Below are 14,865 nucleotides of genomic sequence, written 5' to 3' on the forward strand. Positions count from 1 at the left end.
GTGACTATGAGTGAAGAACAAAAGTATGATGGAGGGACACGTGTTATTTCAGAAGAGGAATTGCGTGACTTTGATGGTACAACAATAGATGAAGAGGGGCGTACATATGACGCTCCTCGTTATCAATCTTCTCAACAGGAACAAGACCAATTTCAAACCATTCCTAATATGAAGATATTTTTGTGGAATGCTCTTAGCTGGAAGTGGAAACTAGGCATAGCAGTAGGCGTCATGATGCTTATTATAGTGTTATTTACACTAGCTAAATTTATCATTGCTGGTGCCTTTGTGATTATTTTAGCTTGGCTAGTAATGCGTTTGTTGGGAAAGTTATTTTTTTAAATGTAAATACAGAGGTTGTATTACTATGGAACAAACATTTTCATGGAAGCGGTTTGCGTGGCTAGGGATAGGAACGTTTTTGTTCTATCTGTTTATGGCATGGGCGCTGCCTATGACGGATACAGTGGAATCAAACTACGCTTTGTCTGCCGTAACCATGATGAAACATGGAGAGTTTTTGTCTCCTATGATTTATGACATGTATTGGTATGATAAACCAATTATGGCATATTGGGGGCTTATACTGTCCTACTCTTTGTTTGGTATCTCTGATTTGGCTGCTCGATTGCCATCCATTGTCGTTTCTACTTGTACAGTATTAGCGATGTATCGGATGGCTTTCAGTATATATCAAGTAGAACGGATTGCTATGTGGAGTGCCATTGCCCTAGGAACAGCGTTAGAATTTTGGTATATCGGTCATGCTGTCGTGACGGATGGATATTTATTTCTCTTTTCTATGGGTATTTTTTACTATTTATATCGTGGTATCACTGGTGAAAGTCATCGCCATATGGTCTATGCGTATATGTTTGCTGGGTTAGCGGTGCTTACCAAAGGCCCTGTAGGGATCGTGCTACCAGGGATTATTTTAATTCTATATGTGGCCTTGAATCGTCGTATGGATTGGTTCAAATATGTCTTTTCTTGGAAAGGTATTCTTGCCTTTATCCTAGTTGTAGCACCGTGGTATGGATATATGTACCATGTTCATGGAGATACATTTATCCAAGGATTTTTAGGCCTACATAATATAACGAGGGCTACTGTACCAGAACATCCTGAACATAATTGGTGGTATTTATATTTTGCCTTGTTGCCAGTATGCATGATGCCATGGACTAGCTTTGTAGTTCGTGGTATCAATGAACAGAAACACGCCTATATTTGGTATTGGTCTATTTTTTGGTTTGTAGGAACTATTCTGTTCTACACGTGTATGGCCACTAAATATGTTACCTACACATTTATTATGCTGATTCCTTTGGCATTATGGGCAGGCATGGGCATTCATGCTTGTATAGAAGGATACAAAGAGTGTAAGATGACATGGAGGGTGTTTACCCTATATGCACTGGGTGGATTTCCATTTTTACTAGGATTAGTCATAGTGGGATTGAGTATATCTTTGTCACATAGTGCGTATCTTTGGATTAGTTTGGCAGTGACTGTGTTGACGTTTATTTATGCCGCTAGTAAACGAACAGGGTCTGTCTTCGTGTGCAGTATGGCAACGAGTACGATCATTTTTTATTTAGCATTAGTTCCTAACTTAGTGCCAGTTATGGAAGACCAATCTGGAAAAGTATTAGCCAATGAAGTGATGACATTGGAAGGCACTACGCCATTAGAGGTGTATCAATATGGCAATTATCGTACGTCTTTATCTTATTATTTGGGACGGACTACTTCCTTCATACATTACAAAGAATACGAAAGTGTTTGGGAAAATGGGAAAAATATCATGCCTATGGTGAAACCTACTGACTTGGCAAAAGATACAGAGAAACTATCACGTGCTTTGATTTATGTGCCAAATAAATACGCAACGTATTTTAAAGAAACAAATTTATATGACCAGGTTCAACCTGTAGAAAGAAATTCTCTAGGAGTCTTTTACAAAGCGAAATAATGGTAATTATAGTATTGGGGATGCTCCTAGGGAGTATCCCCAATAAGTTTCTGTTACTATAGGACAGGCGGCATGAGACCTACATTCAAGGAATATTGTATGACTCGATAATAAATGAAGGAGGACAGAGAAAGCGATTCTAAAAGGCTTATGTTTATATACAAAAAATAGATATGAAACAGGCACCAACTCAATAGCTGGTGCCTGTTTTGTGCTTGTAGTAGTTTATTTCGCCTCAGGATCTAAGGACAACGGTTGTGTACCTAACATTGTAGTTAAGTTATTGATATTAAAGCGATAGGCTTTATTGGAGAAATCTCGTGTTACATCATAGTTACCAGATGGAGCATGTATGATGCCCACTAGCATATCATACAATAAGTCATTGGTGAAATATTGTTGTTCATGATTGCGTAGGGTAATTGCTGTTTCTGGATACGCATTACGATATGTAGGAGATAAGTACACCCACATTGGTATCCGTGTCATTCCAAAGTTGAAAATGTCTGGATTGTGAGATGTTTTAATATTTTCTCCGTGGTCAGAGAAATAGACCATGGCTTGTAAGTTTAAGTTATCCTTAGCATAGGTGTAAATTTCTTGTAACAGCCAATCAGTATATAGTTGGCTATTTGCATAAGCTTCAATTCCTTCAGGGTTTGGACCTTGTTTCCATTTGCTGAACTCGTGAGGATATCTATCGTTGTAGTAGATATGACTACCCATAATATGGATGACGATGAAATTATTTTGGTTCTTTGGTACGTCTTTTAAAAGTGGTAACAAAGCGCCATCATATTGATCAGAGAAGGCATAGGATTCATGAGCCCAACGGGGCGTATCACTTGCTTTTGCAATGAGAGAGATAGCTGTATCGTATTCACCATATACACCTTGGTTAGATAACCAAGAGGTGTGATATCCAGCTTTTTTTGCTACATCGATAATGGTTGTGGCATCAAAGAATGGTTTGTCGTCATATTGATTGCGCTCTGTTAAGGCTCTTTCCAAGGTTGGTACAGTCTGCACATAGGAAGAGTAAGCGTGTTTAAAGACATTGAAGTTTGGATTTTGATACAGGGAACCTTGCCATGGAGTATCATCGTAAGGGAAGCCAGGAGTATACATTTTCATGTAATCTCTAGAAGAAGATTCTCCAATGACTAAGATGACAGTACCTGGAGTTTTTTGCGCCGCTGTTTCGGTAGTGCTTAATTGTAAATTGTTAAATACACTAACATGCTTATCATTATAAGATTGCAACTCTTTCATATAGGCTCGAACTTCTAGCCAATTGCTGACAATATCTGTACGAGGGAAAAGGTAATATCCACCATACACGATGAGGGCGATGGATAGAATCCATTTTATATCATCTTGATATCGCTGAAAGAAAGAGGAATAGAACACAGTAGGCTCATCGTTCGTTTGAGCTTTTACATTGGCAAAGTATAAAAGACCAAGTATGATAGCGATACCTATGATAGCCCCTCCGATGCCACCTACGCCGATAATATTTTTTACAAATCCTAAGGCTTCCTCGGGGTTGGTTTGATACAATGCCATCATAGTGGCAGGAGTAATACAATGCCAAGTGGATAGATAGTACCCGATTTGACCAACTGGTATAAGGAGCAATGCTACGTCAAGGATGCTGTATAGAGCAGACCAAATACGTTTTGCCTTTCCCCATTGTAGTAGCCAATAGTGGGTGACACTAAGACCACAGAATAAGACTAGACCAAATAAAAAATCGTTGGCGAATTCGTAGAAGTAAAAAGGCTTTTCATAAGACCAGTGAAATAAGAGCGGGAATGTTAATGCCCAACTGATACCTACGATGCCATGACCAATGATATATCCCTTTGTAAAGGAACTACGAATGATCGATTGTAAGACTGTTAAGCCTACAATAGTAGGAACGAATAAGGTAAGGATATCTTCTATGTCAAACCCTAAAGTAATTGGTTCGTAGATGTAAAATAGTGCCACTGCGATGATAGTGGACACGATGGTATACAGTCCCAACTGTTTCCATCTTTGACGATGCATAGTGTCGCCTCTCTTTCTGGGTGTAGCAATTTTCGCCCATTTCATTTATAATACTTATTAGATACATACGTTGGTATGTCTATGTATTATTCTAACTGTTTCTAATAGGAAATGCAATTTTTTCATACAAGGTGTGGTGAAAGCCATACCTTTATTTTTGGTAGAAAGGAGTTTTCATGAATACCTACGATTTTAAACTGGATATTTTTGAAGGCCCTTTGGATCTTTTGTTGCATTTGATTGAAAAGAATCAGATTGATATATACGATATTCCCATTGTGCATATCACCTCACAATATATGGATATACTCAAAACTTGGAATCAATTTGATATTGCCTATAGTAGTGAGTTTTTAGTGATGGCAGCTACGTTGTTGCAGATTAAGTCACGCCTTTTATTGCCTAAGATAAATCATAAGGATGAAAGTGATACAGAAGATCCACGAGACGAATTGGTGAATCGATTGGTGGAGTTTAAACGCATCAAAGAATTGACGGAGCTCCTAGAAGAACGTGTATCCGATGGATCCTATGTATTTAATAGACCGGAAGAGCTTAGCCAAGTGGGATTAGATCTTGTTTGTACTGTGGAGTGGGATGCATTAGTGGCATGCTTTCAGAAAGTGCAGGAACGATATGATCGACCTGAGGTAGAAGCTCCCAAAGTTATGATGGAACGTGAAGAATATACATTGGAACAAGGGATTGAAGATGTATTACTAGCGACGAGGAATCAACAAGTGCCCTGTGTAAATTTATTTGCTTCGGTACAGACGAAGGAAGAAAGTGTGGTTACATTTTTGGCATTATTAGAGTTAATGAAACGTCAACTATTGCGAATTATAGTGGGCAATCACGATATATATAACGTGATTGTAGAAGGTATAGAAGAAGGAGATGCGCTGTGAATAGCATTGAATTTCAGCAGTTAGAGGCTGTCTTATTTGCAGCAGCTACCCCTTTAACGATAGATACATTAGCGGATATTTTTGAAGTCTATGCGCCAGAAGTTGAAAAAGCTATCAAAGGTTACGAAGACAGCTTAATACAGGAACGGCGAGGAATTAGGATTCGTAAAAGTGCATCCGGTATAGAACTAGTGAGTGCTCAAGAATGCAGTGAATTTGTTACTAAAATTCGCCACAGAGATGAAAAGCTATCTGGAGCGGCTATGGAAACGTTGGCGGTTATTGCTTTTAAACAGCCTATCACAAAAGGTGAAGTAGAAGAATTTCGTGGTGTGAACTGTGAAAAAGTATTAAAACAATTATTGGCCCGTGACATGATTGTAGAGTTAGGACGAAAGGAAACTATCGGACGTCCTGTGATTTACGGAACATCGGATAACTTTTTAAGGACTGTAGGTGCCAATTCTATTGAAGAATTGCAACAGTCTATGCCTCTTTCAGCGGGGTTATCCATAGATATAGAAGGAGATTAATATGGAACTAGAACGTTTGCAAAAATATATTGCCCGTTGTGGTGTGGCATCACGACGAAAAGCAGAAGAATTGATTACTTCTGGCAAAGTACTTGTGAATGGTAAATATGTAAAAGAACTGGGTGCAAAGGTAAATCCTACACGGGACCGCGTTAAAGTGGATGGACAACTATTGGAGCCAGAGGCATTGGAATATTATATTTTTAACAAGCCAAAAGGGGTGATTACATCCATTACAGATCCTGAAGGACGCAAAACTGTTATGGATTATATTAACTCTGTAAAAGTTCGTATTTATCCTGTAGGCCGATTAGACTACCATACAGAAGGATTATTACTATTGACGAATGATGGAACTATGGCGCAAAACTTAGCCCATCCATCAAAAGGTGTGACGAAAACCTACGAAGTAAAAGTAAAAGATCGTGTGCTTGATGAACATTTAGAACAGTTAGCAGTAGGTGTCAAACTAGAAGACGGTGTAACTGCACCTTGCGAAATTACAGACTACGGATTTAATGGAAAAACAGGTCTTACCACTGTAGAAATTACCATCCATGAAGGGCGTAATCGTCAAGTCCGTCGTATGTTTGAACACTTTGGGTACTCTATTCATAATTTGAAACGTATTAATTATGCAGGATTGAATTTGAAAGGGTTGAAACGTGGGGCTTTCCGTAAATTAACCCGTGAAGAAGTGAAACAATTACAAGCTATAAAATAAGGATACATATGAAAAAAATTATTGTCATCGGTGGCGGCGCTGCAGGTCTTATGGCTGGCGTTCGAGCTGCACAATTAGGTGCCTCTGTGCGCATCATTGAAAAAATGAAGATGGTGGGCCTTAAAATGGGGATTACAGGAAAAGGGCGTTGTAATGTGACCAATGCAGCTCCTATAGAAGATTTTATTAAGCAAACGCCTGGAAATGGTAAATTTCTATATAGTGCGTACCAACAATGGACAAATGAAGATATGATTCATTTGCTCAATAGTTGGGGTGTCCCTACTAAGGTTGAGCGCGGTGGCCGTGTGTTTCCAGAGTCTGATAAAGCAACGGATGTGCGCAATGCTTTTATAGACACGTATCGTAAATTAGGTGGACAACTTCACTTAGAAGAAACTGTTAAGGATTTAATCCTACGAGATGGCGCTATTACAGGTGTGATTACAGATAAAGGAACCTATGAGTGCGATGCAGCTATCATCGCTACGGGAGGGATGTCCTATCCATTGACTGGCTCCACTGGAGATGGCTATGAATTAGCCTCTTCTGTGGGACATTCTATCGTGGAATTGAGACCATCTTTAATTCCTTTAGAAACAAAAGAACATTGGGTGAAAGACTTAATGGGGCTGAGCCTTAAAAATGTAGAAGTCTCTATTATTGCGAAAAATAAAGTGCAGACAAAACAATTTGGAGAAATGCTATTTGCCCATTTTGGGGTCACAGGACCGATTATTTTATCAGCTTCTCATACAGTGACCAAATTATTGAAGAAAAAGGTAGATCCCATTACTATTGAAATTAATCTAAAACCAGCATTAATTAAAGAGGTTTTAGATAAGAGGGTACAACGTGATTTCAGTGAGTCTCAAAATAAGCAATTAGTGAACGTATTGAAAGGTTTATTGCCATCCAAGTTAATTCCAGTTATATGTCAATTAGCAGAATTAGAAGGAACCAAGGCGATTCACGATATTACCAAAGAGGAGCGCTTGCGACTAGTGGATGCCATACAACATATGCGACTCACCGTACATAAACCTCGCCCTATAGCGGAGGCCATTGTGACAGCTGGTGGCATTTCTGTAAAAGAAGTAGATCCAAAAACGATGCAATCTAAATTGGTGCATGGTTTATATATGGCAGGAGAAGTCTTGGATGTGGATGCGTTCACAGGGGGCTATAATCTGCAAGTTGCGTTTTCTACAGCCTACGTAGCTGCTACTCATGCAGCAGAAGGAGGAGTCTAATATGAATCGACGAATTTCCGTAGCCATTGATGGTCCTGCTGGTGCAGGTAAAAGTAGTATTTCTAAAGTAGTAGCCAAGAAATTAGGGTATTTATATATTGATACAGGAGCTATGTATCGTGGCATTACCTGGGCACTACTGAATGCGGGTATATCTATTGATGATGTAGATGCAGTAGAAGCTGCTTTGTCTAAGATTCAATTAGAACTACGTGTAGAAGAAACGGGTTTATCTGTATGGGTAAATGGAACAGATGTATCCCAAGATATCCGTACGCAATATGTGACAAGTCACGTGTCTCAAGTGGCTGCACAAAAAGCAGTGCGCACTAAGTTGGTAGAAATGCAACGTCACATGGCATCAGCGGGCGGTGTGATTCTTGATGGTAGGGATATTGGTTCCGTTGTGTTACCTAATGCGGAATTAAAAGTCTATCTAACAGCATCTGTGGAGACTCGTGGGCATCGACGTTGGTTGGAGCTGAAAGATTCCGAGAATATCTCTTTGGAAGAAGTATGTCGTACTGTAGCAGAGCGAGATGCCATGGATATGAATCGAAAGGAATCTCCTCTTGTATGCGTAGATGATGCAGTGGTTGTAGAAACGGATCATCTTAGTATAGAAGAAACTGTTCAAACTCTTGTTGACTTAATTCGTAAAGCGGAACTAGGAGGGCATCATGGATAAATTTTCTGAATGCTTATGGAGATCTGCGTTTACCATCGTTTATGGATGGTGGTATGGCACAAAGGTATATGGGAAAGAAAATGTACCTAAAGAAGGGCCGGTCATTATTTCTCCAAACCATAAGAGTAATAATGACCCTCCTTTATGTGGCTTTGCATTACCACGTCATGTGAACTTCATGGCAAAAGAAGAGCTATTTAGAAATCCAATTTCTAAATTAGTTTGTACTTGGCTAGGAGCCTTTCCGGTGCGACGAGGTGGAGTCGATAAATTAGCTATTCGTCATGCTATGAATTTATTGAAGGATAATTTAATGCTTGGTATTTTTCCAGAAGGGACACGACAAAAGGGTGATTCTTTAGGGCGCTTTCACGATGGCGTAGCTTCGATGGCGTTGCGTACAGGGGTGCCAGTAGTACCGATAGCCATTGTAGGAAGCGATAAAATGATTCGTGGAGAAGTAGCTGTTATTATTGGAAAACCGATTGTAGTAGCAAAAGCAAAAGCAACTGTAGAGGCTATTGCAGACGTGAATGATGTGGTAAAAACAGCTATCCAAACTATGATTGATGAATATAAAGCAGGTAAGTATAAATAGGGGAATGCTATGTTTACAATACGATTAGCAGAAAATTGTGGGTTTTGCTACGGCGTAAAGCGTGCTGTTACTATGGCAGAAAAAGCAGCAGACTCACAAGATTTGAGTTATACATTGGGACCAATTATTCATAACCCTCAAGTAGTAGGTCGGTTAGAAGATAATGGTGTCTATGCCATTAATGAATTGAGTGATGTAGAAGAAGGTACTATTATCATTCGCTCCCATGGGGTTGGTCCAGAAGTATATGAAGAGGCAGAAACAAGAGGTTTACCAGTTATAGATGCCACCTGTCCTCATGTGCAAAAAGCACAAAGAGATGCGAAGTCAGTTGTTGATGAAGGGCTTACGCTCATTATCTTGGGTGAAAAGAAACATCCAGAAGTAAAGAGTATTAATCTATGGGCAGGTAATAAAGGTATTATAGTAGAAACAGAAGAGGATGCTAGAAATATTCAATTCGTGGAAAAAATTGGAGTTGTAGTACAAACTACCTTTTCACAATTTAAGTTTCAAAGTATAATAAAAATATTAGAACAAAAATCTAATGATCAAAAGATCTTCAAGACAATTTGTCAGGCTACTGAGGAACGTCAAAATTCTGCTGTAGCTTTGGCGAAAGAAGTGGATCTTATGATCGTGGTAGGTGGGAAGAACTCCGGCAACACGACTAGATTAGCAGAAGTATGTCGTGATGTAGGGTGTACTACATACCACATCGAAACTGCTACTGAAATACAAATGACGTGGTTGAAAGACGTCACAACAGTAGGAGTCACGGCTGGTGCATCGACACCAGACTGGATAATTAAGGAGGTCATTCAGACGATGGAAAATTTTGCAGAATTATTTGCAGCATCAGAAGCGCAAGCAGAAGAATTTAAGAAAGGTAATGTGATTGAAGGGGAAGTTGTACAAATCGATGACGAACGTGCATATGTATCCTTTGGCTACAAAACAGAAGCACAACTAGAGAGAAAAGAAATGGCATACCCTACACCAGCTTCTGCTAAAGATGTATTAAAGGAAGGCGATAAAATCAAAGCTGTTATCCTTAACCACATCAAAGAAGATAGCCCAATTTATCTTTCTATCACTCGTTTGGCTAAAGATGAAGATTGGCAATATGTTATTGAAGCACAAGAAAAAGATGAACCAATCATCTGTAAAGGTGTGGATGCAATTCCTGCAGGTTTAGTCGTAACTGTTAAGTCTTTACGTGGTTTTATTCCACTTTCCCAAGGTGACATTCACTTCGTGAAATCCCTTGATAACTTAGTAGGTACAGAATTCGAAGCTAAAGTACTTGAAGTTGAAGAAAAGAAAAACCGTTTAGTTCTTTCTCGTCGTGAAGTACTTGAAGTGGAACGCCAAGCTAAATTAAAAGAAGCGTTAGCAAATGTAGAAGTTGGCGGTACTTACAAAGGTACTGTTCGTAAAATCATGCCTTATGGCGCATTTGTTGATATCGGAGGAATCGAAGGTTTACTTCACATTTCCGACATTTCTTGGCAAAAAATTAAACGCGTTGAAGACGTGTTAGCGGTAGGTCAAGAAATCGATGTTAAATTACAATCCTTTGATGAAGAAAACAGCAAAATCTCTTTATCTTTAAAAGCATTATCCAAAAGCCCATGGGACGTTGCAGAAGAAACTATCCATGTAGGTGATGTAGTAACTGGTAAAGTAGTTCGCACAGTACAATACGGTGCATTTGTTGCTATCAACGATGATATCCAAGGTTTACTTCACATCTCTCAAGTGACTAAACAACGTAATGCAAAAGTAGAAGACTACTTGAGCCGCGGTCAAGAAGTAGAAGTAGAAGTAATTTCTTTCAACAAAGATGAAAAGAAATTAGGTTTAAAATTAACTGAGTTAATGGAACCAGTAGCAACTGAAGAAGAAGCTGAATAATTTCTAGATAATAGAAGAACAGTAGGTCCAATGGACCTACTGTTCTTTTTTTGCTTTCGTTTATGTGATACAATATAAGTTGATAAACTATGTGTTCTTACTCTTCCTTTGAGGAAGTTGAAATATGAGGTGAAAGCATGTCAAAACCATTAGTTGCGGTCGTAGGAAGACCGAATGTAGGAAAGTCTACATTATTTAATGCCATTGTTAATAAACGAATTTCGATCGTAGAAGATATTCCAGGTGTTACACGGGATAGAATTTATTTTGATGCAGAATGGCTACAACGTGAATTTACTATGATTGACACTGGTGGGATTGAGTTTATTACTGCAGAAAGTCATGAAATTCCTAAAATGATGCGTTTTCAGGCACAACTAGCGATTGAAGAAGCTGATGTGATTCTCTTTGTTGTAGATGGTAAGCAAGGGATTACCATTGCTGATGAAGAAGTGGCCAACTTGTTGCGTGCTAGTGGTAAGCCTGTGATTTTAGTAGTTAACAAAATCGATAGTGTAAATCAAGAGGCTAATATTTATGAGTTCTATAATTTAGGTATTGGTGATCCAATTGGTATTTCTGCTAAAAATTTGATGAATTTAGGTGATTTACTTGATGATGTAGTGAAACATTTTCCTCCACAAAGTGCTAGTGAGGAAGATGAAGATACAATCCATGTAGCCTTGATTGGGCGTCCTAATGTGGGTAAATCATCTCTAACAAATGCCTTATTAGGTCAAGAACGTGTTATTGTTAGTGATGTGGCTGGTACAACACGTGATTCTATCGACACCCATTGGAGTCATGATGGACAGGATTTTGTATTAATCGATACAGCAGGTATGCGACGTAAATCTCGTATTGATGCACCTGTAGAAAGATATAGTATTGTTCGTTCTCTCCGTGCTATTGATCGCTCTGATATTGTTGTTTTAGTATTAGATGCTACAGATGGAGTAACTGAACAAGATAAAAAAATTGTTGGCTATGCTCATGAATCTGGAAAAGGTTTAGTCATCGTTGTCAATAAATGGGATCTGATTGAAAAAGACGATAAAACTACATTGCGATTCACAGAAGATATATATGATGAAATGGGATTTTTGCGTTATGCTCCGATCTTGTTTGCTTCAGCTTTAACGAAACAACGTGTTCATCGCTTAGCAGAATTAATTAAATATGTATCTGAGCAACAACATATGCGTATTTCTACAAGTGTGTTGAATCAATTGTTATCGGATGCACAAACAGTTAATCCAGTGCCATCTCGTGGTGGACGTATTCCTAAAATTTATTATATGACACAGGCTAGTGTAAAACCGCCAACATTTATATTATTTGTGAATGAACCTGAATTGATTCATTTTTCCTATATGCGTTTCTTAGAAAATCGACTTCGAGAATCCTTTGGATTTGAGGGAACTCCAATTCGCTTAGTACTTCGTGGTAAGAAGGGATCTGATGAAGAATGATAACGGTGGAAATTGTTGTATTAGTTTTACTTGCATACGTAATAGGTTCTATTCCTACAGGTTTAATTATTGGAAAGCTATGTTTTCATACAGATGTACGTCAATATGGTAGTAAAAATATTGGTGCTACCAATACGTATCGTGTACTAGGGATGAAAGCTGCTTTGCCTGTTTTCCTAGGGGATGCTGGAAAGGGTGCCATAGGAGTTCTCTTATTTTCGCCGAATCCAGAATGGATGATTGTAGGTGGCTTATGTGCTATGATTGGTCATAATTGGTCTATTTTTCTTGGCTTTTCTGGCGGTAGAGGGGTTGCGACAGGATTGGGGGTACTCATTGCATTATCTTCTATAGCGGCTATAATTTGCTTTGCTGTATGGGGCATTATTGTCAAGTTTACTTCCTATGTGTCCTTAGGATCTATCGTAGCAGCTACTCTTGTGCCTATTGTGATGTATTGTTTATCTGAACCTTTACCATACATCATCTTTGGCGCTATAGCGGCATTATTTGTCGTATTCCGTCATAGAGAAAATATTGTACGTCTTTTGCAAGGAAAAGAATTAGCTGTTAAACGTATTACAAAGGATAAGTAATTATGAAAATTGCAGTCATTGGATCAGGTAGCTGGGGCACTGCATTAGCTCTAAAAGGGCTAGAGGCGGGGCATCAAGTGACGATGTATTGTCGCACGGAAGAAAAAGCAAATTATTTGCGTGAATATCGTATTAACCCTTATTTGCCAGATGTAGTTTTACCACTTACTTTAGAGTTTCAACATTCTTATAGCAAAGCTTTACAAGATGCAGAAGTGGTATTGATGGTTACTCCATCAACTTATGTGAGGCGTACTCTACAAGAATTAAAGCCCTATCTAGGACCTTCTATGATTATAGTAGGTTGCTCTAAAGGATTGGAAAAAGATAGTGAAAAGCGATTATCTCAGGTTATTGAAGAAGAGGTACAGGGCTTAGTGAAAGCAACGGCTATTTTATCTGGGCCTAATCATGCAGAAGAAGTAGGCCGTGGTTTGCCGGCTGCCACAGTTGTAGCAAGTCAAAATGAAGATGCTATATGTAGTTTGCAACGTGCTTTGGGAGGTCCTAGTTTTCGAGTGTATGGGAATACAGATGTAATCGGCGTAGAACTAGGAGGAGCCACAAAAAATATTATTGCTTTAGCAGCGGGAATTGCACATGGCATGCAATTAGGAGATAATTTGTTAGCAGCCTTATTAACTCGTGGTCTTCATGAAATGACAAAGTTTGGTGTTGCCATGGGAGCAAAATCAGAAACCTATGCAGGGCTTTCAGGAATGGGAGATTTAATCGCTACTTGTATGAGTCCCCATAGTCGGAATCGGCGAGCTGGACAAAAGTTGGCAAATGGAGAAACTATGGAGGATATCATTAATCGATCCCAAATGGTGGTAGAAGGTTTTTTTGCAGTACGTATTATATATGACATAGCTAAAGTAAAAGGGATTGATATGCCTATTACTAATGCTTTGTATGAGGTATTATATCATCAAGTTTCTCCTGCTGAGGTGTTGATGCAGTTAATGATGCGAGATGTAAAACAAGAAGTTTGTAATAAGTAACAGATTATGAGGAAGATTTTATAAAAAATCTATTGTACCCCATAGTAAAATCATGTAGAATATACAAGTATAGGTAGTAAATTATATGAGAATTATTTCAGGAACAGCCAAAGGGCATACTATACAGGCTCCGAAGGGGATGGATACAAGACCTACACAAGATCGAGTGCGTGAGAGTATTTGTAATGTTATACAAAGTCGAAGAGGATTTTTTGAAGCTCAGGTGCTAGATTTGTTTTCGGGTACTGGCGCATTAGCCATAGAGTCCTTAAGTCGAGGTGCTAGTCATGCCATCGCAGTAGATACACGCACTGTTGATTGTATCCAAAGTAATAGCCGACACTGTAAAGTAGATGATCGATTAGAAATTATGAAATGTACTATGGAATCAGCACTTACACGGTTACAAGGAAAGCAGTTTCAGTTAATATTTTCAGATCCCCCTTATGAAAAAGGGTATGTTCAAAAAACTTTGGACTTAGTGGACGAGTTACAATTACTTACCGAAGATGGCTTTTTAATTATAGAACGCCATAAGAATGAAACTCTAGAATTATTGCCTAAGTGGGTGGTTGTGAAAGCTTTATCCTTTGGGTATACTCGCGTTGACATTCTTTGTCGAGAACCATAGAAAGGGGCTTATACTGTGAGAATTGGAGTTTGTCCAGGTAGTTTTGATCCTGTTACAAATGGACATATAGATATATTTGAGCGCGCTAGTAAATTAGTGGATAAGTTAATAGTAGTAATTTTAGAAAATCCAAATAAGAAGTATTTATTCACTTTGGATGAGAGGGCAGAGTTAATTCGTCAATCTGTATCACATATTTCTAACATTGAAGTTGATTTTGGAAGCGGTTTGTTGAATGAGTATGTGAAATCACGAGATAGTCATATCATCATCCGTGGACTTCGAGCTTTAAGTGACTTTGAATATGAATTTCAACGTGCTTTGTTTTCAAAATATTTGGATGATGAGATTGAAACTGTTTTTATTATGACCAATAATAAATATGCCTTTGTAAGCTCTACAGGTATACGGGAATTGGCTAGGTATGGTGGTAAGTTAGATGGCTTAGTACCTACAGTTGTGAAACAAGCATTGGAAGATAAATTTCATAGAAAACAAGATAAATAGGAGGACA

General features: G+C 38.6%; 15 protein-coding genes. 14 read left to right on the plus strand and 1 reads right to left on the minus strand.

Annotated elements, in window-relative coordinates; genetic code table 11:
• The first annotated feature begins 6 nt into the window (after positions 1-6).
• Together EO113_RS00195 and EO113_RS00200 are read left to right on the plus strand one after the other, a co-directional pair.
• Positions 7-342 (plus strand): hypothetical protein, encoded by a 336-nt coding sequence (locus EO113_RS00195; RefSeq protein WP_127135177.1) that lies wholly within the window; start codon positions 7-9, stop codon positions 340-342.
• A gap of 25 nt (positions 343-367) precedes the next feature.
• Positions 368-1,975 carry a glycosyltransferase family 39 protein gene (locus EO113_RS00200; protein WP_127135178.1) on the plus strand — a complete coding sequence of 536 codons (1,608 nt, stop codon included), beginning with the start codon at positions 368-370 and terminating at the stop codon, positions 1,973-1,975.
• 225 nt (positions 1,976-2,200) lie between these two features.
• Here EO113_RS00200 and EO113_RS00205 read toward each other — a convergent pair whose 3' ends face one another.
• Complete coding sequence (locus tag EO113_RS00205) at positions 2,201-4,027, minus strand: phosphoethanolamine transferase (protein ID WP_009353854.1); 1,827 nt, start codon at positions 4,025-4,027, stop codon at positions 2,201-2,203.
• A 176-nt stretch (positions 4,028-4,203) separates the two neighbouring features.
• On the opposite strand from EO113_RS00205, the gene EO113_RS00210 reads away from it, so the two are divergent.
• The 12 genes from EO113_RS00210 (at position 4,204) to coaD (ending at position 14,858) form a co-directional block, all read left to right on the plus strand.
• Positions 4,204-4,935 carry a ScpA family protein gene (locus tag EO113_RS00210; RefSeq protein WP_009353860.1) on the plus strand — a complete coding sequence of 244 codons (732 nt, stop codon included), beginning with the start codon at positions 4,204-4,206 and terminating at the stop codon, positions 4,933-4,935.
• Positions 4,932-5,468: an SMC-Scp complex subunit ScpB gene (gene scpB, locus EO113_RS00215; RefSeq protein ID WP_127135179.1), complete on the plus strand. Its 537-nt coding sequence runs from the start codon at positions 4,932-4,934 to the stop codon at positions 5,466-5,468. The genes EO113_RS00210 and scpB overlap by 4 nt, the downstream gene beginning before the upstream one ends.
• A 1-nt stretch (position 5,469) precedes the next feature.
• Positions 5,470-6,192 (plus strand): pseudouridine synthase, encoded by a 723-nt coding sequence (locus EO113_RS00220; RefSeq protein WP_127135180.1) that lies wholly within the window; start codon positions 5,470-5,472, stop codon positions 6,190-6,192.
• A gap of 8 nt (positions 6,193-6,200) precedes the next feature.
• A complete protein-coding gene (locus EO113_RS00225) occupies positions 6,201-7,445 on the plus strand; it encodes an NAD(P)/FAD-dependent oxidoreductase (RefSeq protein WP_127135181.1) in 1,245 nt (414 codons plus the stop codon).
• Between the two features lies 1 nt (position 7,446).
• Complete coding sequence (gene cmk / locus EO113_RS00230; protein WP_009353847.1) at positions 7,447-8,133, plus strand: (d)CMP kinase; 687 nt, start codon at positions 7,447-7,449, stop codon at positions 8,131-8,133.
• Positions 8,126-8,731 (plus strand): 1-acyl-sn-glycerol-3-phosphate acyltransferase, encoded by a 606-nt coding sequence (locus tag EO113_RS00235; RefSeq protein WP_126940761.1) that lies wholly within the window; start codon positions 8,126-8,128, stop codon positions 8,729-8,731. Before cmk ends, EO113_RS00235 begins: the two co-directional genes overlap by 8 nt.
• A 9-nt stretch (positions 8,732-8,740) precedes the next feature.
• A complete protein-coding gene (locus EO113_RS00240; protein ID WP_009353850.1) occupies positions 8,741-10,648 on the plus strand; it encodes a bifunctional 4-hydroxy-3-methylbut-2-enyl diphosphate reductase/30S ribosomal protein S1 in 1,908 nt (635 codons plus the stop codon).
• Positions 10,649-10,785: 137 nt separating this feature from the next.
• Positions 10,786-12,120, plus strand: coding sequence for a ribosome biogenesis GTPase Der (der, locus tag EO113_RS00245; RefSeq protein WP_009353825.1), 1,335 nt, complete (start codon positions 10,786-10,788; stop codon positions 12,118-12,120).
• On the plus strand, positions 12,117-12,716 hold the full coding sequence (gene plsY, locus EO113_RS00250; protein WP_370466793.1) for a glycerol-3-phosphate 1-O-acyltransferase PlsY: 600 nt from the start codon (positions 12,117-12,119) through the stop codon (positions 12,714-12,716). The genes der and plsY overlap by 4 nt, the downstream gene beginning before the upstream one ends.
• 2 nt (positions 12,717-12,718) lie before the next feature.
• Positions 12,719-13,720 (plus strand): NAD(P)H-dependent glycerol-3-phosphate dehydrogenase, encoded by a 1,002-nt coding sequence (locus EO113_RS00255; protein ID WP_062402402.1) that lies wholly within the window; start codon positions 12,719-12,721, stop codon positions 13,718-13,720.
• 85 nt (positions 13,721-13,805) lie between these two features.
• Positions 13,806-14,351: a 16S rRNA (guanine(966)-N(2))-methyltransferase RsmD gene (rsmD, locus tag EO113_RS00260; RefSeq protein ID WP_009353851.1), complete on the plus strand. Its 546-nt coding sequence runs from the start codon at positions 13,806-13,808 to the stop codon at positions 14,349-14,351.
• 15 nt (positions 14,352-14,366) lie between these two features.
• Positions 14,367-14,858: a pantetheine-phosphate adenylyltransferase gene (coaD, locus tag EO113_RS00265; protein WP_062402407.1), complete on the plus strand. Its 492-nt coding sequence runs from the start codon at positions 14,367-14,369 to the stop codon at positions 14,856-14,858.
• The last annotated feature ends 7 nt before the right edge of the window (positions 14,859-14,865 follow it).

Source organism: Veillonella sp. 3913, assembly GCF_003992235.1.
Taxonomy (GTDB): Bacteria; Bacillota; Negativicutes; order Veillonellales; family Veillonellaceae; genus F0422.